Consider the following 18,588-nt stretch of genomic DNA (forward strand, 5'->3'; position numbering starts at 1 on the left):
CCGCCTGCGACGGCGTTCCCGGGGGCCCACCCACCGCGCGTTGTGGGACCGTTGCGGGTGCGACTGCGTGGCCGGTCGCTCACGGACGGGGGAGAAACAACTTCTATGGACCAAGGGACAGCGGCGCTGCTCGGGGCGTCGGTGGGGGTGGCGGGCACCGTCCTCGCGTCGGCCATCACCGGATGGTCGACACGTCAGCAGGTACGGGCACAGGCCAAGGCCGAGCACGCTCATTGGCGCCGGCAGGTGCGCCGCGACGCGTACGGTGCCTTCCTGGCCCCCGCCAGTGAGGCGCGGAACGCTCTGAAGATCGCCGGGCGTGCGTTCGTGGGCGACAGAGACCTGGAGGAGATCGACCGCAATCTGCAGCGCGCCCACGACCAGCTGGCTCTGGCGCAGGGTGCGTGGGCCGTCCTGGCGATCGAAGGACCGGAAGAAGTCGAGCAGGCCGCTCGCAGTGTGTACACCACGCTGCGGTCCATGCAGACGACTCTGCTCGCCCTGTACGACGCTCCGACGGGCACTCCGGACGGCAACGCCCGCTTCCTGGAACGCCACGCCGTCGAAGTGGGCCGGCTGTCGGAGCGCATGAGCGAGTTCGCCGCCGTGGCCCGGGAAGCCCTCGACGACGTCGAGGGACCGCTGGGTGCTGCGCCGGTCAGCAGAAAGCGCTGACCGGAAGAGCGGGGAGCGGCGCCGAAGGAGAGACCAGCGGCCGGTGCTGTGGGAAGGTGAGGGGGTGACGTCGTTGGAGGATCTTGTTCGGCTGCGCCGGGCGCGTGATCAGATGGACCGGGACTACGCGGAGCCGCTCGACGTTCCGGCGCTGGCGCGTGCGGCCCTCATGTCGCCGGGCCACTTCTCCCGTAGCTTCCGGGCCGCGTACGGGGAGACGCCGTACAGCTACCTCATGACGCGCCGGATCGAGCGGGCCAAGGCGCTGCTGCGGCGGGGCGACCTGTCGGTGACGGAGGTCTGCTTCGCGGTCGGCTGCACGTCACTGGGGTCGTTCAGCTCGCGGTTCACCGAGCTCGTCGGCGAGAGCCCGAGCGCGTACCGGGCCCGCCGTCATGACGAGGGTGCCCCTATTCCCGCCTGCGTCGCCAAGGTGCACACGAGACCGGTCAGGAATGGAGAAGCGAAGCCCGCTCCCGGCCCGTAGCGTGAGCCGCATGGAGATCAAGCTTTCGCAGTGCTTCCTTGCCGTCGACGACCATGACAAGGCGCTCGCCTTCTACCGGGACGCGCTCGGCCTGGAGGTGCGCAACGACGTATCGTTCGAGGGGATGCGCTGGGTGACCGTCGGCTCACCGGCGCAGCCCGACGTGGAGATCGTCCTCGAACCGCCCCTCGCGGACCCGAACGCCTCGCCCGCCGACCGGCGGACCATGGCGGAACTGCTGGCGAAGGGCCTGCTGCGCGGGGTCATCTTCCAGACGGACGACTGCGACGCCGCCTTCGAGCGCGTCCGCGCCGCGGGGGGCGAGGTGCTGCAGGAGCCGATGGACCAGCCGTACGGCGTCCGTGACTGCGCCTTCCGCGACCCCGCGGGCAACATGCTGCGCTTCGCCCAGCGCCGCACCGGGTGAGCCCGGCGGCCGGCCGCCAGGCCGGCCGCCGCAACGGCAGGCGTCGGCGCGGTCCGCCGATGGGGGTGGGGGCCTCGGTTCTCTCCCGATGCCCGTGGAGCTGTGAAAAAGAACCGGACGTACTGCTCGAATTTGGTTGGATCGAGCGAGGCGATGCCGACGGAGACCGCGAGGCGGTTCCGCGTGACGGACACCGCGAGGCGGTTCCGCATGACAGATGGAGACAGAGACACGATGAGCAAGGTCAACAAGGGGGACGGGCAGTCGTCCGCACTGCACGTTGCTGACAGCCACGATCTGATCCGCGTGGTGGGCGCCCGCGAGAACAACCTCAAGGACGTCAGCATCGAGATCCCGAAGCGGCGGCTGACGGTGTTCACCGGCGTCTCGGGCTCGGGCAAGAGCTCATTGGTGTTCAACACGATCGCCGCCGAGTCGCAGCGGATGATCAACGAGACCTACAGCGCCTTCGTGCAGGGTTTCATGCCGACGCAGGCGCGCCCCGAGGTCGACGTACTCGAAGGGCTGACCACCGCAATCATCGTCGACCAGCAGCGGATGGGAACCGACCCCCGCTCCACGGTCGGCACCGCCACCGACGCCAACGCCATGCTGCGCATCCTCTTCAGCCGGCTCGGGAAGCCGCACATCGGCCCGCCCAGTGCGTACTCCTTCAACACCGCCTCGGTCCGGGCGAGCGGCGCGATCACCGTCGAGCGCGGCGACAAGACCAAGGCCCAGAAGGCGACCTTCCAGCGCACCGGCGGTATGTGCACCCGCTGCGAGGGGCGGGGCACGGTCTCCGACATCGACCTGACCCAGCTCTACGACGACTCCAAGTCGCTCTCGGAGGGCGCGTTCACCATCCCCGGCTGGAAGTCGGACAGCCAGTGGACCGTGCAGGTCTACGCCCAGTCGGGCTTCGTCGACCCGGACAAGCCGATCCGCGAGTACACCAAGAAGGAGCTGCGCGACTTCCTCTACGGCGAGCCGGTCAAGGTGAAGGTCAACGGCGTGAACCTCACCTACGAAGGGCTGATCCCCAAGATCCAGAAGTCGTTCCTGTCCAAGGACAAGGAATCGATGCAGCCGCACATCCGGGCGTTCGTGGAGCGGGCCGTCACCTTCACCACCTGCCCCGAGTGCGACGGCACCCGGCTCAGCGAGGCGGCCAGGTCGTCGAAGATCAAGCGGAAGAGCATCGCCGACGCCTGCGCGATGGAGATCAGAGACCTGGCCGAGTGGGTCCGCGGCCTCGCGGAGCCCTCGGTGGCGCCGCTGCTCACCGCGCTCCAGCAGACCCTCGACTCGTTCGTGGAGATCGGTCTCGGGTACCTCTCCCTCGACCGGCCGTCGGGCACGCTGTCGGGCGGCGAGGCACAGCGCGTGAAGATGGTCCGCCACCTCGGTTCCTCGCTCACCGATGTCACGTACGTCTTCGACGAGCCGACCATCGGCCTGCACCCGCACGACATCCAGCGGATGAACGACCTGCTGCTGCGGCTGCGCGACAAGGGCAACACGGTGCTCGTCGTGGAGCACAAGCCGGAGACCATCGCGATCGCCGACCATGTCGTCGACCTCGGCCCGGGGGCCGGTACGGCGGGCGGCAGCGTCTGCTACGAGGGGACCGTCGAGGGGCTGCGGGCCGGCGACACCGTCACCGGCCGCCACTTCGACGACCGGGCCGCCCTCAAGAAGACGGTACGCAAGCCCACCGGCGCGCTTCCGATCCGCGGCGCGACGAAACACAACCTGCAAGGCGTCGACGTCGACATCCCGCTCGGCGTGCTCTGCGTGGTCACCGGCGTGGCGGGCTCCGGCAAGAGCTCGCTCGTCCACGGGTCGATCTCCGCCGACGAGGGTGTGGTGTCGGTCGACCAGGGCGCGATCAAGGGATCGCGGCGCAGCAACCCGGCGACGTACACGGGACTGCTCGACCCGATCCGCAAGGCGTTCGCCAAGGCCAACGGTGTGCAGCCCGGGCTGTTCAGCGCCAACTCCGAAGGCGCCTGCCCGAACTGCAACGGCGCCGGCGTCGTCTACACCGACCTGGCGATGATGGCCGGTGTCGCCGCGCCGTGCGAGGAGTGCGAGGGGAAGCGGTACCAGGCATCGGTACGGGAATACCACCTCGGCGGCCGTGACATCAGCGAGGTGCTCGCGATGTCGGTGGCCGAGGCCCGGGAGTTCTTCGGCGCCGGCGAGGCGCGTATCCCGGCCGCGCAGAAGATCCTCGACCGGCTCGCCGACGTCGGACTGGGCTACCTCACCCTCGGCCAGCCGCTCACCACACTCTCCGGCGGCGAACGGCAGCGGCTCAAGCTGGCCACGCACATGGCCGAGAAGGGCGGCGTGTACCTGCTCGACGAGCCGACCACGGGTCTGCACCTCGCCGACGTCGAGCAGCTGCTCGGACTGCTCGACCGGCTCGTCGACTCCGGCAAGTCGGTCATCGTCGTCGAGCACCACCAGGCGGTGATGGCACACGCCGACTGGATCATCGACCTCGGGCCGGGCGCCGGTCACGACGGCGGCCGCGTCGTCTTCGAGGGCACCCCGGCCGACCTCGTCGCCGCCCGCTCCACCCTGACCGGCGAGCACCTCGCCGACTACGTCGGCACCTGACCGGGGCCCGCTCTCCGGGGCCCCGGAGGCGCGTCCCCCACGTACCTGTACGGAGGGCGTGGGCACTGCCGTGCCCACGCCCTCCGGCCTACGTCGTCCGTGCCGAGTAGATCAGTCGCGCTGGGCGTCCGCCGGGAGCTTGCGCAGTTTCATGTCCTCCGCGGAGTCGGCACCGAACCCGTAGTCCAGCATCTTCGCCGCGTCGGTGTACCGGTCCTTGTCGTTCAGGACGGTACCGATCAGGGTCTTGTCACCCCGGGTCGCCGCGAACACCAGGCAGTCGCCCGCCGGCGTGGTCGTGCCGGTCTTGATGCCCGTGACACCGTCGTACGAGCCGAGCAGCTGGTTGGTGTTGGTCCAGGAGTAGTAGCGCGTACGGCCGTTGGCCGCCGGTGCCTCGCCCTTGTACTCCTTGGCCTTGACGACCGTGCGGAAGGTGTCGTTCTGCATGGCGTGCTGGGCCAGCTTCGCCAGTTCGAGCGGGGTGCTGGTGTCGCCGCCCGTGCCGTCGAAGGACTCGAACTCCGTCTTGTCGAGGTGGAGTTCGTCGGCCTTCGCATTCATCTTCGCGACGAAGCCCTTGGCGCGCTCGGCGCTCGTGGTGCCGGTGCCGAAGGTGTCGGCGAGGGCGTAGGCCGCATCGGCCCCGGAGGGGAGCATGGCCCCGTACAGCAGCTGACGGATGGTCAGCTTGTCGCCGGTCTGCAGGTCGGCCTGGCTGGAGCCGTGCTCGGTGACGTAGTCGCGGTACTCCTGCTTCACGGGCACGCGGCGCTCCAGGTCGACACCCGGGGTGTCGAGTACCACGCTGGCGACCATGATCTTCGCCGTACTGGCCATGGGGCGGACGGTGTCCGCGTCCTTGCCGAACAGCGTCTCACCGCTCGCCCCGTCCACCAGCACGGCGCCCTTGGCGGCGACGGTCGGCGGCTCGGGCGCGGTGACGGCCTGGGCGACCAGGGGGGAGGAGAGGAGCAGCGCGCCGCCCAGGGCGGACGCGAGGAGGGTCTTGCGTTTGGTCAGTAGTTGTGCGGCCAAGAAGAAACGCTCCGTATCGGTAGTGCCTTTCACGGCGTTGCGCGGGGACCGTCGAGCGACGGTCCCTTCAGGGGTAACGCCACGGCACGACCGTACAGTTGCTCCTCACGGACAACGGCTCTTCAAAGAGTTTCCCAAGGCGGCATCTCACACTTCCGCCTGTGCCTGTTCATCCGTTTCGAGCCGCTCATGTCCAGGTCATCGCTTCATGCGGGCTTTCGACCGCTTATCGGGCGAAGCGCGAGGGAAGAGCGTCCTTCGCCTCACCCGGCGGCGAGGGCGCGGTCAAGGGAGGGGCGCCGACATGTTCCGACCGGAGCGCGGGGCTGTACGCCGGTAGGCCGGGGAGGCGGCGTACGGCTCGTCCACGGACATCGGCCCGATGGAGCGTACGGGCATCTGTACCGGGCCGGTCGCTCAGCCGGCTCCGGTCCCCTGCCCGCCCCTCCGGAGAGGGGCACTCCGGGCGAGGGGAGCGGGCCGGCGGTGTTCCGGCCGGCAGGCGGGTCAGCCGTTCTGTTCGCGGCGCTGGGCGTTCTTCTCCTTGATCCGCACGGCTTCCTTACGGACCTCCGCCTGGGTGGCGCGCTCCTTCTGCAGCCACTCGGGGTTCTCCGCCTTCAGCGCGTCGATCTGCTCGGTGGTGAGCGCCTCGGTGACTCCGCCACGCGCCAGACCCGAGATGGAGACGCCCAGCTTCGACGCCACCACCGGCCGGGGGTGCGGGCCGTTGCGCCGCAGCTCGCGCAGCCACTCGGGCGGGTCGGTCTGCAGTGCGTTCAGCTCGGTGCGCGAGACGACACCCTCCTGGAACTCGGCGGGGGTGGCCTCGAGGTACACACCCAGCTTCTTCGCCGCGGTGGCGGGCTTCATGGTCTGGGTGCTCTGGTGGTGCGACGTCATGAGGACAAGGGTATCGATCGTGTGCGCCACCTCTGACCACGACCGGTAGCCTGGCGTAGTGACAGGCTCGGATGTTCCCCCCTCGGTACCTACTTCTCCCCCTCCCGCTCCTTCGGTACCCACCTCGCCCTCTTCGGTGCCGCCCCCGGCGTCCCCGTCGTTCCGGCTTGCGTACGTTCCGGGCGTGACGCCGGGCAAATGGGTGCGGATCTGGAACGAGCGCCTGCCCGACGTACCGCTGGAGCTCGTCCAGGTGTCCGCTGCCGAGGCGCCCGACGTGCTGCGCGACGGTGGTGCCGACGCCGGGTTCCTGCGGCTGCCGGCCGACCGTACGGACCTCAGTGCCATCCCCCTCTACACCGAGACGACGGTGGTCGTGGTCCCCAAGGATCACCTCGTGGCCGCGTTCGACGAGGTGAGCGCCGAGGATCTCGCCGACGAGCTCGTACTGCACCCCCTGGACGACACCCTCGACTGGGAGCACCCGCCGGGGCAGCCCGCGATCGAGCGCCCCGCGACGACGGCGGACGCCATCGCCCTCGTCGGGGCCGGAGTGGGCCTGCTCATCGTCCCGCAGTCGCTGGCCCGCCTGCATCACCGCAAGGACCTCACGTACCGGACGGTCACGGATGTCCCCGAGTCGCGGGTCGCGCTGTCGTGGCGGGAGGACGCGACGACTGATCTGGTGGACGATTTCATCGGGATCGTCCGCGGCCGCACCGTGAACAGCACCCGGGGCCGCCGTGCCGCCGCCTCGGCAGAGCCGCAGCGCAAGCAGCCGGCCAAGGGCGGCGCGGGGCAGAAGGCGGCAGGCGGCAAGCCCTCCGGGAAGTCCACCGGAAAGCCCACCGGAAAGTCCACCGGAAAGCCCACCGGAAAGGGTGCCGCCCGGCGCGGCTCCGGTAGCCCCAAGGCCGGCAAGCAGGGCGGCAAGCGCGGCAAGCCCCGTCGTCGGCCGTAGCCCGTCCCCGGCCGTGGCTCCCTGTCCTGGCGCTCCAGGGCGTTCCAGGGCACTTCTCGGCGCTTCCTGGCGATCGAGCCTTGTGAGACGAGTCATGCCTCCGGAAGCATGGAGTACATGGCAGATGAACGTTGTGTGCATGAGCTCGTGGTCGGTCAGTGCACGGAGTGTGCCCCGGTGCCCAGGGGGCTCAGCGCCCGGGTCTTCATCACCAGGGGAGGGTCGGTCTTCCACCGCTCCACAGCCTGCGACGGGCTGCGGGACGGGCAGCGCAAGGCCCGGCGCTTCGGCAAGGAGAACCACACACCGGAGAACATCGCGCTCTCCGTGGCCATGGCGAAGGGGAAGGGGGCCTGCATCTTATGCTTCCCCGACTTCCGCCCTTCGCCGGAGGCGAAGCGTTGTCAGGTACTCGTCGACGGCGTCTGGGTGCCGGGGCTGCTGACGCAATGGCGCCAGGGAGCCGACCGCCGGTGGTCCGGTGTGGTCACGTACGTCGTCGGCGGCGATCAGGTGACCATCACGAAGGACCAGTCCGAACTCAGACCCGCGTAGCTCCGTGCGAGGGCCGCCTCAGGCCCCTCGGGCCCCCGAGCGGAGGCCTGACATGACGAGGTCCAGGAGGCGGGCGGAGCGGGATTGCCAGTCGGTGTGGGGGTCGATCTGCCAGAGGCCGGCGATGGCGAGGAGGAAGTCGTCGGGGGTGATGCCCGGGCGGATGGTGCCGGCCGCCTCGTTGGCCTCCAGGAGGAGGGTGACGGCCGAGGTCAGGGGGGCGTGGCCGAGGCCGGCCAGGCTGCCGCGGGAGCAGGTGGTCTTGCGCATGGCGTCGGCCAGGCCGGCCTTGGCCATCGCGTACTGGGCGAGGCGGTCCATCCATTCCCGCAGGGCCTGGTCGGGTCTGCGGGTCGCCAGCAGCTGGGCCGCGGTGTCGGCGACCTGCTGCACTTCGTAGCGGTAGACCTCCAGGACGAGGGCCTCGCGGTTGGGGAAGTTGCGGTAGAACGTGCCCTGGCCGACACCCGCCTTCTTCGCGATCGAACTCAGCGGGGCGTCCGCCGAGCGCGTCAGCTCCGCCAGGGCCACTTCCAGGATGCGCTCGCGGTTCCGTAGCGCGTCCGAGCGCAGCGGTGCGTCCTTCCGTGCTTCGGCCCCCGCGTCCTTCGGCTCTTCGGCCTCCGCGTGCTTCCGCGCCGCGGCCTCCGCGTGTTTCCGTGCTTCCGCCTCCGTGCCCTTGCGCGCTTCAGCCTCCGCGTCCTTCCGCTGCCGCACCCGCCCTCCTCCCGTAATCGCCGTCGGCCGACGGGAATTACCCACGGAACGGCCTTGCTAAGCGGACAGGTGTCCGCTAAGTTCAACGCTAACGGACAGTTGTCCGCTTAGGTTCACCATAGCGGCAGATGCGGTCGGAGGGGGAAGGCCGGTGGCCGCCGAGACCAGTACCTCGCCCGCCGCGTATGCCGTCGGCGCCCGGGCCGCCGACTCCTGAGCCGTCAGCTGTCGCTCCGTCAGCTGTTGGCCTGTCAGCTGTGGAAACACCGTCGCTCTGCACAGTGCCACCCCCATTCCGACCGTCCGAGGGGCCGTCCGACCATCGTTCCCAGGTATCGACACATCGACGCGTCGACTCGTCAATGCATCGATCCATCGACGCTTCGTCATCGCGACAGCTCGTCATCTCGTCGTTCGCCGCGTACTCCTGCCGGCACCGGCCATCACGTACCCATACGCGAAAGTAGGCTGCCCATGCCCCCATCGACGTCCAGCGCCATCACCTTGAACATCAACGGAGAGAAGTACACGCTGCCCGTCGATCACCGCACCACCCTGCTCGACGCGCTGCGCGAGCGGCTCGACCTGACAGGTACCAAGAAGGGCTGTGACCACGGCCAGTGCGGTGCCTGTACGGTCCTGCTCGACGGCCGGCGGGCCGTCTCCTGCCTGCAGCTGGCGGTGGCCGCCGAGGGGCGCGAGATCACCACCATCGAGGGCGTGGCGGACGGGGACGACCTGCACCCGGTCCAGCAGGCGTTCCTGGACCTCGACGGTTACCAGTGCGGCTACTGCACGCCCGGTCAGATCTGTTCGGCCCTCGGTGTGATCGAGGAGCACGCGGCGGGCTGGCCGAGTGCCGCGACCGAGGACGTACGGCCTGAGGCGGGACCGCCGCCCCTGACGCCGGAGGAGATCCGGGAGCGGATGAGCGGCAACCTGTGCCGTTGCGGTGCCTACGTGTCCATCGTCCAGGCGGTCGCGCGCGCGGCCGAGGCCGAGGCCGAGGCCAGGACCGGGGCGGAGGCGGCGATATGAAGGAGTTCGGTTACCAGCGGGCCGTCGACGTCTCCGGCGCGGTCGCGCTGCTCGGCGCCGACCCCGACGCGCGCTACCTCGGCGGCGGCACCAACCTCGTCGACCTGATGAAGGCGGGTGTCGAGCGCCCCGCCGGGCTCGTCGACGTACGTGAACTGCCGCTCGACGAGATCGAGTTGACCGAGGCGGGCGGGCTGCGTATCGGCGCCACCGTCACCAACAGCGACCTCGCCGCCCACCCCGAAGTGCGCCGCCGGTACCCGGCACTGGCGCAGGCCGTGCTCGCCGGTGCCTCCGGCCAGCTGCGCAACATGGCGACGGTCGGCGGAAACCTGCTCCAGCGCACCCGCTGCGGCTACTTCGCCGACCTGACCAAGCCCTGCAACAAGCGGGAACCCGGGAGCGGTTGCCCCGCCATCGAGGGGGAGCACCGCAACCACGCGATCCTCGGCGCCACCGAGCACTGCGTGGCCACCCACCCCTCGGACATGGGCGTGGCACTCAGCGCCTTCGACGCGGTCGTCGAGTACGAGACGGCCGACGGGCCGGGCCGGCTGCCGCTCGCGGACTTCTACCTCCCCGTGGGTGACACCCCGCACCTGGAGACCGCACTGCCGCCCGGCGCGCTGATCACCGGCGTCACGCTCCCGCCGGCACCGGTCGCCGCCGTCTCGCGGTACCGCAAGGTGCGTGAGCGCGCTTCGTACGCCTTCGCGATCGGCTCCCTCGCCGCCGCGCTCGACGTGCGGGACGGCCTCGTACGCGAAGTACGGCTCGCCTTCGGCGCTGTGGCGTCCCGGCCGTGGCGGGCGCGGGAGGCCGAAGCGGCGCTGTGCGGCGGCCCGGCGACCGCCGAGGCGTTCGCCGCCGCTGCCGACGCCGAGCTGGCGGCCGCCGAGACGCTGCCCGACAACGCGTACAAGGTGACGCTGATGCGCAACCTCGTCGTGTCCGTACTGACCGAGCTCACCGAGGAGGCCGACCGATGACCACGACCACGCACACCGACGCGGTGACGGGGGCCGTGGGTACCGCCCGCTCCCGCGTGGAGGGCCTGGCCAAGGTCACGGGAGCGGCCCGCTACGCGGGCGAGGTGCCGTTCGCCGAACTCGCCCACGGCTGGCTGGTCGTGTCCACCATCGCGCGCGGCCGCATCCGCTCCGTCGAGACGGAACCCGTACTGGCCATGCCCGGCGTGCTGGGCGTCCTGCACCACGGGAACGCGCCGCGCGTCGACACCGACTACGTGGGCATGCTCGGGAAGCCCGATCCGACCATCGCGGTCTTCCAGAACGACCGGGTGCCGCACATGGGGTGGCCGGTGGCTCTGGTCGTCGCCGAGACGTCGGAGCAGGCCAGGGAGGCCGCCGAGGCGCTGGTGGTCCGGTACGACGTGGAACCGCACGACGTGGCGTTCGCCGCCGGACGGCCCGGTACGTACACGCCGGACGGCGCCGCCGAGCAGAAGGGGGACCTGGAGGCCGAGCTCGCCGCTTCCGCCGTCGTCGTGGACGAGGAGTACACCACGCCGGAGGAGCACCACACCATGCTGGAGCCGCACGCGGCGACGGCCCGGTGGGAGGGCGGCCGCCTCGAAGTCATCGACTCCAACCAGGGCACCACATGGGTGGCGGCGGAGCTCGCGAACCTCTTCTCCCTCGACCCGGCCTCGGTACGGGTGCGGTCCGAACACGTCGGGGGCGGTTTCGGGTCCAAGGGCATCCGGGCCCACCAGGTGTGCGCCGTGATGGCCGCGACCGTACTCCAGCGTCCGGTCCGCGTCGTACTGACGCGCCGCCAGATGTTCTCCCTCACCGGCTACCGCAGCCCCACGGCACAGCGGGTCCGGCTCGGCGCCGACGCCGACGGACGGCTGCGCGTGTTCGAGCACCAGGCGCACAGCCTCACGTCGACCGTGTACGAATTCGTCGAGCCGAGCGCCGCCGTGGGACGCGTGATGTACGGCGCTGACGCCCACCACACCGTCAACCGGGTCGTACGTCTCGACGTGCCGACGCCGACCTTCATGCGCGCGCCGGGCGAGGCGCCGGGCTCGTTCGCGGTGGAGTGCGCGCTCGACGAGCTCGCCGAGAAGGCCGGCCTCGACCCGATCGCGCTGCGCGTACGCAACGAGCCGGACGCCGGGCCCGTCTCCGGGCTGCCGTTCAGCAGCCGCAACCTGCTCTCCTGCTTCGAGGAGGGCGCCCGCAGGTTCGGCTGGGCGGACCGCGACCCCCGCCCCGGGGTACGCCGCGAAGGGCGGTGGCTGCTCGGTACCGGCACCGCAGCGGCCGCGTTCCCCTCCAACGCCATGCCGTCCACGGCGTCCGTGACGGCGAAGGCGGACGGCACCTTCACCGTACGGATCAACGCGGCGGACATCGGCACCGGTGCGCGCACCGCGCTGACCCAGATCGCCGCGGACGCCCTGCAGGTGGACCAGGACCGCGTCCGCGTGCGGATCGGGGACAGCGACATCGGCCCGGCGATGATCGCCGGCGGCTCGATGGGCACCCGCTCCTGGGCCTGGGCCGTCATCGCGGCCGCCGGCGAGCTGCGGGAACGGCTGGCCCTGGGCGGTGCCGTACCGCCGGAGGGCATCACGGTCCGGTCGGACACCACCGAGGCCGTCGGCGCGCTGGCGAAGAAAGAGCGGCACTCCTTCGGCGCGCAGTTCGCCGAGGTCGCGGTGGACGTGACCACCGGTGAGGTACGCGTACGGCGGATGCTCGGCATCTTCGCCGCGGGCCGGATCATCAACCCGCTCACCGCCCGCAGTCAGTTCATCGGCGGTATGACCTGGGGCATCTCCATGGCGCTGCACGAGGAGGCGGTCCGGGACGCGGCCTCGGGCGGCCATGTCGGCGCCGACCTCGCGGGTTACCACTTCGCCGCGAACGCCGACGTACCGGTCCTGGAGGCGGACTGGGTGGACGACGCGGACCCGGACGACCCGGTCGGCATCAAGGGCGTCGGCGAGGTCGGCATCGTGGGCGCCGCGGCGGCGATCGCGAACGCCGTCTGGCACGCGACGGGCGTACGCCACCGCCACCTGCCGATCCGGCCGGACCGGGTACTGCTGGCGGCGACGGAGACGGCCGCGGGGGCCGGCGTGGCCGGCTGAGCAGGTGAGGCGCGGAGCGGGCGGCCGGGCCCCAAGGGGTACCGGCCCCCGCTCCAGCCACCCCACCCATCCCACCCATCCCACCCCACCCACTCCGCCTCATCGCCCCACCCCCGTCGTCCGACCGGCCGCGAACGAGAGGAGACCGACGACATGCTGGACATCGCCGAAGACCTGCACCGGTGGATCGAGCAGGGCCGGGACTTCGCCGTCGCCACCGTCGTGGCCGTCGGCGGCAGCGCACCACGCAGTCCCGGTGCGGCGCTCGCCGTCGACAGCGAGGGCACGGCCATCGGCTCGGTCTCCGGTGGCTGCGTGGAGGGAGCGGTGTACGACCTGTGCGCCCAGGCCCTCCAGGACGGCACGCCGGTGCGCGAACGCTTCGGCTACAGCGACGAGGACGCCTTCGCCGTCGGGCTGACCTGCGGCGGGGTCATAGACGTCCTGGTCACCCCGGTGCGGTCGAACGCCCCTGACCGGGCGGTCCTCGCGGCGGCCCTGTCGGCGGCCTCCGCAGGGGGGACGGCGGCGGTCGCCCGGGTGGCCGAGGGCCCCGCCGCCCTGCTCGGCAAGGCGCTGTTCGTCCGCGCCGACGGCTCGTACGAAGGCGGCCTCGACGCACACCCGGACCTGGACCGGACAGTGGCCGCCGAAACCCGGGCGATGCTGGCCACCGGCCGCACCGGCACGTTCACCGTCTCCGCCGACGGAACACACTGCGAGGCCGACCTCACCCTCTTCGCCGAATCCAGCGTGCCGCCCGCCCGAATGATCGTCTTCGGTGCCATCGACTTCGCCGCCGCGCTCGTCCGCACGGGCAAGTTCCTCGGCTACCACGTGACCGTGTGCGACGCCCGCCCCGTCTTCGCGACCCGGGCCCGCTTCCCGGAGGCCGACGAGATCGTCGTCGACTGGCCGCACCGCTACCTCCGCCGCACCGGGACCGACGACCGCACGGTCCTCTGCGTACTCACGCACGACGCCAAGTTCGACGTCCCGCTGCTGACGACGGCCCTGGAACTCCCGGCCGCCTTCATCGGCGCGATGGGCTCACGCCGCACCCACGAGGACCGCAACCGCCGCCTCCGCGAAGCCGGCGTAACCGACCACCAACTAGCCCGCCTCCACTCCCCGATCGGCCTCGACCTCGGCGCCCGCACCCCCGAGGAAACGGCCCTGTCGATAGCGGCCGAAATCGTCGCGGTACGGCACGGGGGGACGGGGACGCCGCTCACGGGGTCGGGGACGCCGATCCACCGCACACCCGGAAGCGGAGGAAAGGGGGAGGGCGCGGCTGCCTGACCGGAACGGTGATCGTGACCGATGTCCTGGTGCACAGGCCGGCAGTGGCGTACAACTTCCCAACGGGCCGGTCGAGCAAGTGCACCAGGAGGGCCAGGAATGCTGGCGGAAGACGCATGGAGTGAGTTACAGCGCCTGGGGACGGTGCGGCGGTTCCGGGCACGCAGTGTGATGCTCCGGCAAGGCGCTCCCGGAACACATCTCCTCGCGCTCACCGACGGCCTGGCGAAGGTCGTCTGCCGGGAACCCGACGGCGCGACGACCTGGCTGGCCTTCCGTGGCCCGGGCGACCTCCTCGGCGAGGTGTCCGTCTTCAACGGCACGACACGCACCGCGGACGTGGTCGCGCTCAGCTCGTGCACGGCCGTCGTGCTGGAGGCCGAGCGCTTCCGCAGATTCGTCGAGCAACACGGCCTGGTGATGGACCTGATGCGGCAGACGCTGTCCCGCCTGCGCGAGTCCGACGCGCGCCGGGCAGAGTTGCAGAACGTCTCCCTCGTCGTACGGCTGGCGCGATCGCTCCTCCGGCTGGCCGAGCTCATCGGCCCGAACGGTGTTCGCGCCCCGGTGCGACTGGCCGGCCTCACCCAGGAAGAGATCGCCCAGGCGATCGGGGTGACCCGCAATTCGGTCGGTACCGGACTGCAGCAGCTGAGGGAAGCGGGAGCGGTGGAAACCGCACGCCGGGTGATCACCATCAGGGACATGCGGACGCTGCGGCACTGGGCCGCCCTCGAGTGACACGTACGACGAGTATCGGCATGTACGACGAGTACTGAGACGTACGACGAGTGAGGACGGTCACCCTCGGAGTGCCCTGCGCTGTGCATTCGCGTCCCGGGCGCTCACGGATGCTCATCACCAGCCGCTCAACGGCGGCCGAGCACCCGTCATCGACCGAGGAGACCGCGCATGTCCACTCCCACTCCCATGCCCGTGCCCTACGCCAAGAGCCGGCCGCTCCCGCCCTACCGGGCCCTCTTCGCCGTGGACGCCAAGGATTTCACCGGCCTCCCCGCCGTGCAGCACGAAGCGGTCAGCCGGCTGATCCCCGCACTGGTCGACCAGGCCCTCGAACGAGCCGACCTGTGCGACCTCAGGGACGCCAAGAGGTTTCCCGCCAACACCGGCGACGGGGTGGTGTTCGGATTCGAGCCCGTGCACCTCCCGTTCGTCCTCTCGCCGTTCCTGGACACCCTGGACGAGGTACTCGGTGCCTACAACCAGCAGACCCTCGGGCCGCGCATCCGGCTACGGGCCAGCGTCCACGTCGGGCCGCTGCCGGACGCCGGGGAGCCCGGTGACGGCAACGGCACACCCCGCAACGACACGCACCGATTGCTCGACTCGCGCCCGGTCAAGGCGATCCTGGCAGCCGCCAGCGAGCAGACCACCCACCTGGCCGCGGTCGTCTCCCAGCGGGTCTACGAGGACGTGATCCTCGGCGCCTACACGGCTCTGCACCCGGACCGCTGCATCGAAGTGCCCGCCACCGTGGAGGGCAAGGCCTTCGCGCAACAGGCGTGGCTCTACATCCCGACACCGTCCGGGAACCTCGTACACGCCGGCGTCCTGGCGGCGGAGGAGAACACCGCGCCCGCCGAGCAGCAGCCGGAACCGCGGACGCCGCGGCCGGAGACGACGCGCTACCGCGACAACGCCCAGCACGTCGGCGAGGGCGCCGCCCTGATGGGTGATGTCGCGGGGGACTTCAACTACACCGGTGCCACGACGTACCGGGCAGCCAACCAGCACTGGGGCGGCGGCGACAACATCTCGGGTGACAAGCACGTCGGCGGCTCCGGGGACCACCGATGAGCGACGGGCTGATCGACCACCCCGCTCCGCAGGCCGACGGCTTCGAGAACAACCGGCAGCGCGTCGGCCAGGGACTCGCCATCATGGGGAGTGTCGGCGGAAACGTCTCCGTCATCGTCGGCATGGAAGAACCCGCCTCCGAGAAGGTCTTCCAGCCGGCGTTCCGTGAAGGGCCCTATCCCCGCGGGGATGTCGAAGAGCGGTTGCGCGGTTTCACAGAGCCGCCTTCCTACGCGCGCTGCGAGGAAATCCTCGGAAGGGGAGTCCTGCTCCTGCGGGCCGAGACCGGTACCGGCTCCACCACGGCCGCCTTCGCACTGCTGGCAGCGCGGCACGGCGCCGACGGCATCGCCGGTCTCGACCCGTCCGGCGACTTGACCACGTGGGAGCTGAAACCCGGGCGCGGGCACCTGGTGCAGGGCCTGCCGCAGGAACGAGCGAAGAGCCTCGGCGAAGTCCAGCTCATGTCGCTGTCGGCCCGGCTGCGCGACATGTCGGCAAGCCTCGTGGTCATCGTGGGGGAGGAGGTGTCCCTACCTGCCGATACCGGAGCATGGCAGGCGGTACATCGCCCCCCGAGCCCCTGTGACGTGGCCGAAGCACACCTCCGGGCGAGGGCCCGAGCGGGCACGATCACCACCGATCAGCTGTCGGAGACCTTGGCCGCCCTGACCGCTCCCGAGTTCACCGCGTACCTGCGCGCGAGCCGCCTGCCCGGCCTGGGGGCCGACGCGGCCGAAGAACTGAGGGAGGCGGTGACCACCGGCCGGCCGGCCGCCACCGCGCTGGAGAACTTGCGGCTCGGCAGTCTGCCGGCTGCCAGGAAAGCCCTGGAGAGCGCTGCGGGCAGCGCGGACGACCTCGCTCTCATCGCGGCCGTCGCCCTGCTCGAAGAGCAGGACCGCACGGTCATCGAGCAGCTTGCCGCCAAGCTGCGCCCCCTCTTCCGCGAACGGGCGGGCGGAGACGTCCCGGCCCACGACCGCACCGCACAACCGGACCTGCTCGGTCCCGCCTTCGACAAGCGTCTCGCGAAGATCGGTGCACGTGCCCTGCCCCCGCGTGTGGCCTCCGGTTACCGGCATCGATACCGGGTGCAGCCCGTCGTCTTCCACGGCCGGCACCGGGCCGAGGCGGTGCTGCGGCAGCTCTGGCTGGAGTACGAAGGCACTGCCCCCATCCTGCGGGAAGGGCTGCGGGTTCTCTCCTACCAGCCGGGAGTCGACCTCGCCTCGGGCCGCGCCATCGGGCGGGTGCTGGCGCACGCCACCGGACCGGCGGTGCTGCGCGAGGTACAGGAGTTCGCCTCGGCGGACGTCAGGTGGCGACGGCGGCTGGCGGCGTACGCGCTCGGTGAATTCGCCCAGCACGCGGAGCTGGCGGCGGCGGCTCACGAACAGCTGCGGCAGTGGAGCCGACAACGCGATGTGAACCTGCGGTGCACGGTCGCCGAGACCTGCGCGGGCAGTTACGGGCTGGCGCGTCCCGAGGCCGCCATGCACCTGCTCAGGAATGTGCTGGACGGGCCGGACGACCGACTGGAGGGACGACTGCGCACCGCGGTCTCCTTCGCGCTCGGCGTGTTGCTCAAGGAAGAAGCCAATCGGCCGCTGGTCCTCGCCTGGCTGGTGACCTGGCTGACCGCGGAGGGCGGCACGCTGCACCACTCGTACGCCGCGTTCGCCATCGAATCCCTCTGCCGTACCGGCTTCCCCGAGTTCAACCGGTCGGGCACGCAGAAGGTGAGCCTGGCCGACGTGCTGGCCGACCACCGGTACCGCGCCCTCGACCTGGTGGCGACAGCGCTGGACGAGCCCGCCACGTACGGGGCGATGGCCGAGGGTCTGTCGGACATCGGAAGGGACGCGGCACTGCGGCGCCGAGTGGACCTGGACGGCTTCCTCGGCGAACTGGCGAAGTCGGCGGACGGCCGCCGGGGCGTCATCCGCTTCCTTCTCACCCGTTACCGGCAACGCTCGACCATCGCGACAGAACGGAAAGTGTCATGACGGAACCGCTGTACGTCTCCGCTTCTTCACCCCTGATGAGCCTGCTGCGGTTGCGCATGGGCGCCCGCGCCGGGCGCGCCCTGGTCTTCCTGGCAGAGACGGGCGCGGAACGGGTCGAGCCGCCTCGCGGCCGCAGCAGCTGGGGGCATTCGCGCCCGTCCCTGCGCGATGTCAGGAGCGGGCACTTCCCGTACGCCTTCTGGGTCTCCCTCGCCGAGCGGACCTCTTGGGTGGACGTGCGCACACGTACCGGGACTTCGCGCTACGAGGTCCGATGGAGGGTGAGCGACCCGGTCGCCGTCGTCCGGCAGAGGGTCACGGAGGAGGGCGCGCCCCAGCGGATCGCCACGCACATCGCGGGCCACGGCAGCGTGCCCGGCCGGCACGACCTGTTCAAGCAGCCCCCGCCCGCGTACGGCACCGTTCCGATCACCCCGTACGAGCAGGAACACGTCATGGCGGAGGCGGGCCTCACCTACCGCTTCCTGGAGACCCCTCCGGAACCGGTGAGCGCACCGGCCCGCGGAGCGCTGCCGCCACTGCCCGCAGCCTGGGGCGAGACGCACCGCGAAGCGTACGGCTTCTACCGCGAGGTGGTCGCGGGCGGGCCGGTCGGCCTCGCCGCGCTGTGGCTGCTGCACCAGCCGGAGCAGGCGAAGGACGTACTGGAGTGGACGGTGGCTCACAAGGACCTGCTCACGGACGAGGACGACTGGGAGCGCACGCTGGCCGCCACCCTCAAGGGGTTGACGGAAGGGGAGCGGTCATTGGTCGGTGTCCGTGTCGCTGACGTGCTGAACGAGCTGTGCGTACCACAAGGCGCGGAAGTCCTCCAGCGGCTGCAGGGCGAACGGCACGCCGGAATGAACGGAACACCCCGGGAGCACCGGTGACGTGCGCGGAACC

Annotated in this window: 17 protein-coding genes; 14 read left to right on the forward strand and 3 right to left on the reverse strand. The window is 70.9% G+C overall.

Translation table 11 applies throughout. The features are described 5' to 3' along the window. Positions 1-105: 105 nt before the first annotated feature. The 4 genes from AAC944_RS32740 to AAC944_RS32755 all read left to right on the forward strand — a co-directional run bounded on the left by AAC944_RS32740 (position 106) and on the right by AAC944_RS32755 (position 4,217). A complete protein-coding gene (locus AAC944_RS32740) occupies positions 106-675 on the forward strand; it encodes a hypothetical protein (RefSeq protein ID WP_030609123.1) in 570 nt (189 codons plus the stop codon). Between the two features lie 112 nt (positions 676-787). After that, the gene (locus AAC944_RS32745) at positions 788-1,162 is read left to right on the forward strand and encodes a helix-turn-helix transcriptional regulator (protein WP_051871470.1); all 375 of its coding nucleotides are present in this window, start codon (positions 788-790) and stop codon (positions 1,160-1,162) included. Between the two features lie 10 nt (positions 1,163-1,172). Continuing rightward, the gene (locus AAC944_RS32750; RefSeq protein WP_030609117.1) at positions 1,173-1,589 is read left to right on the forward strand and encodes a VOC family protein; all 417 of its coding nucleotides are present in this window, start codon (positions 1,173-1,175) and stop codon (positions 1,587-1,589) included. A 234-nt stretch (positions 1,590-1,823) separates the two neighbouring features. Further along, the gene (locus tag AAC944_RS32755; RefSeq protein ID WP_030609114.1) at positions 1,824-4,217 is read left to right on the forward strand and encodes an ATP-binding cassette domain-containing protein; all 2,394 of its coding nucleotides are present in this window, start codon (positions 1,824-1,826) and stop codon (positions 4,215-4,217) included. 111 nt (positions 4,218-4,328) lie between these two features. Here AAC944_RS32755 and AAC944_RS32760 read toward each other — a convergent pair whose 3' ends face one another. Next, a complete protein-coding gene (locus tag AAC944_RS32760; protein WP_030609110.1) occupies positions 4,329-5,255 on the reverse strand; it encodes a D-alanyl-D-alanine carboxypeptidase family protein in 927 nt (308 codons plus the stop codon). A 507-nt stretch (positions 5,256-5,762) separates the two neighbouring features. Beyond that, positions 5,763-6,158: a DUF5997 family protein gene (locus AAC944_RS32765; protein ID WP_030609107.1), complete on the reverse strand. Its 396-nt coding sequence runs from the start codon at positions 6,156-6,158 to the stop codon at positions 5,763-5,765. A gap of 184 nt (positions 6,159-6,342) precedes the next feature. On the opposite strand from AAC944_RS32765, the gene AAC944_RS32770 reads away from it, so the two are divergent. Beyond that, positions 6,343-7,119 (forward strand): LysR family substrate-binding domain-containing protein, encoded by a 777-nt coding sequence (locus AAC944_RS32770; protein ID WP_030609105.1) that lies wholly within the window; start codon positions 6,343-6,345, stop codon positions 7,117-7,119. Between the two features lie 177 nt (positions 7,120-7,296). Next, positions 7,297-7,674 (forward strand): hypothetical protein, encoded by a 378-nt coding sequence (locus AAC944_RS32775; RefSeq protein WP_196942800.1) that lies wholly within the window; start codon positions 7,297-7,299, stop codon positions 7,672-7,674. An 18-nt stretch (positions 7,675-7,692) separates the two neighbouring features. On the opposite strand, the gene AAC944_RS32780 is transcribed toward AAC944_RS32775, so the two are convergent. Then, the gene (locus AAC944_RS32780; protein WP_030609099.1) at positions 7,693-8,247 is read right to left on the reverse strand and encodes a TetR/AcrR family transcriptional regulator; all 555 of its coding nucleotides are present in this window, start codon (positions 8,245-8,247) and stop codon (positions 7,693-7,695) included. Positions 8,248-8,865: 618 nt separating this feature from the next. On the opposite strand from AAC944_RS32780, the gene AAC944_RS32785 reads away from it, so the two are divergent. From AAC944_RS32785 to AAC944_RS32820, 8 genes are all read left to right on the forward strand, one after another. Next, positions 8,866-9,429 (forward strand): 2Fe-2S iron-sulfur cluster-binding protein, encoded by a 564-nt coding sequence (locus AAC944_RS32785; protein WP_030609096.1) that lies wholly within the window; start codon positions 8,866-8,868, stop codon positions 9,427-9,429. Continuing rightward, positions 9,426-10,418 (forward strand): FAD binding domain-containing protein, encoded by a 993-nt coding sequence (locus AAC944_RS32790; RefSeq protein ID WP_030609093.1) that lies wholly within the window; start codon positions 9,426-9,428, stop codon positions 10,416-10,418. The genes AAC944_RS32785 and AAC944_RS32790 overlap by 4 nt, the downstream gene beginning before the upstream one ends. Continuing rightward, the gene (locus AAC944_RS32795; protein ID WP_030609090.1) at positions 10,415-12,553 is read left to right on the forward strand and encodes a xanthine dehydrogenase family protein molybdopterin-binding subunit; all 2,139 of its coding nucleotides are present in this window, start codon (positions 10,415-10,417) and stop codon (positions 12,551-12,553) included. The genes AAC944_RS32790 and AAC944_RS32795 overlap by 4 nt, the downstream gene beginning before the upstream one ends. A 153-nt stretch (positions 12,554-12,706) precedes the next feature. After that, positions 12,707-13,855, forward strand: coding sequence for an XdhC family protein (locus AAC944_RS32800; protein WP_030609086.1), 1,149 nt, complete (start codon positions 12,707-12,709; stop codon positions 13,853-13,855). 99 nt (positions 13,856-13,954) lie between these two features. Further along, positions 13,955-14,596 (forward strand): Crp/Fnr family transcriptional regulator, encoded by a 642-nt coding sequence (locus AAC944_RS32805; protein WP_030609083.1) that lies wholly within the window; start codon positions 13,955-13,957, stop codon positions 14,594-14,596. A gap of 171 nt (positions 14,597-14,767) precedes the next feature. After that, positions 14,768-15,673 (forward strand): hypothetical protein, encoded by a 906-nt coding sequence (locus AAC944_RS32810; protein ID WP_368396624.1) that lies wholly within the window; start codon positions 14,768-14,770, stop codon positions 15,671-15,673. After that, entirely contained in the window at positions 15,670-17,682 is a 2,013-nt protein-coding gene (locus tag AAC944_RS32815; RefSeq protein WP_051871446.1) for a hypothetical protein, read from the forward strand. The genes AAC944_RS32810 and AAC944_RS32815 overlap by 4 nt, the downstream gene beginning before the upstream one ends. Then, positions 17,679-18,575, forward strand: coding sequence for a hypothetical protein (locus AAC944_RS32820; RefSeq protein WP_051871445.1), 897 nt, complete (start codon positions 17,679-17,681; stop codon positions 18,573-18,575). Before AAC944_RS32815 ends, AAC944_RS32820 begins: the two co-directional genes overlap by 4 nt. Positions 18,576-18,588 lie beyond the last annotated feature (13 nt).

The organism is Streptomyces sclerotialus (assembly GCF_040907265.1).
Classification (GTDB): Bacteria; Actinomycetota; Actinomycetes; order Streptomycetales; family Streptomycetaceae; genus Streptomyces; species Streptomyces sclerotialus.

Bases quoted from the DNA above. Each gene is read 5' to 3' on its own strand.
- AAC944_RS32740 (WP_030609123.1), top strand. From the start codon at position 106: ATGGACCAAGGGACAGCGGCGCTGCTCGGGGCGTCGGTGGGGGTGGCG.
- AAC944_RS32745 (WP_051871470.1), top strand. From the start codon at position 788: ATGGACCGGGACTACGCGGAGCCGCTCGACGTTCCGGCGCTGGCGCGT.
- AAC944_RS32750 (WP_030609117.1), top strand. From the start codon at position 1,173: ATGGAGATCAAGCTTTCGCAGTGCTTCCTTGCCGTCGACGACCATGAC.
- AAC944_RS32755 (WP_030609114.1), top strand. From the start codon at position 1,824: ATGAGCAAGGTCAACAAGGGGGACGGGCAGTCGTCCGCACTGCACGTT.
- AAC944_RS32765 (WP_030609107.1), bottom strand. From the start codon at position 6,158: ATGACGTCGCACCACCAGAGCACCCAGACCATGAAGCCCGCCACCGCG.
- AAC944_RS32785 (WP_030609096.1), top strand. From the start codon at position 8,866: ATGCCCCCATCGACGTCCAGCGCCATCACCTTGAACATCAACGGAGAG.
- AAC944_RS32790 (WP_030609093.1), top strand. From the start codon at position 9,426: ATGAAGGAGTTCGGTTACCAGCGGGCCGTCGACGTCTCCGGCGCGGTC.
- AAC944_RS32795 (WP_030609090.1), top strand. From the start codon at position 10,415: ATGACCACGACCACGCACACCGACGCGGTGACGGGGGCCGTGGGTACC.
- AAC944_RS32800 (WP_030609086.1), top strand. From the start codon at position 12,707: ATGCTGGACATCGCCGAAGACCTGCACCGGTGGATCGAGCAGGGCCGG.
- AAC944_RS32805 (WP_030609083.1), top strand. From the start codon at position 13,955: ATGCTGGCGGAAGACGCATGGAGTGAGTTACAGCGCCTGGGGACGGTG.
- AAC944_RS32810 (WP_368396624.1), top strand. From the start codon at position 14,768: ATGTCCACTCCCACTCCCATGCCCGTGCCCTACGCCAAGAGCCGGCCG.
- AAC944_RS32815 (WP_051871446.1), top strand. From the start codon at position 15,670: ATGAGCGACGGGCTGATCGACCACCCCGCTCCGCAGGCCGACGGCTTC.
- AAC944_RS32820 (WP_051871445.1), top strand. From the start codon at position 17,679: ATGACGGAACCGCTGTACGTCTCCGCTTCTTCACCCCTGATGAGCCTG.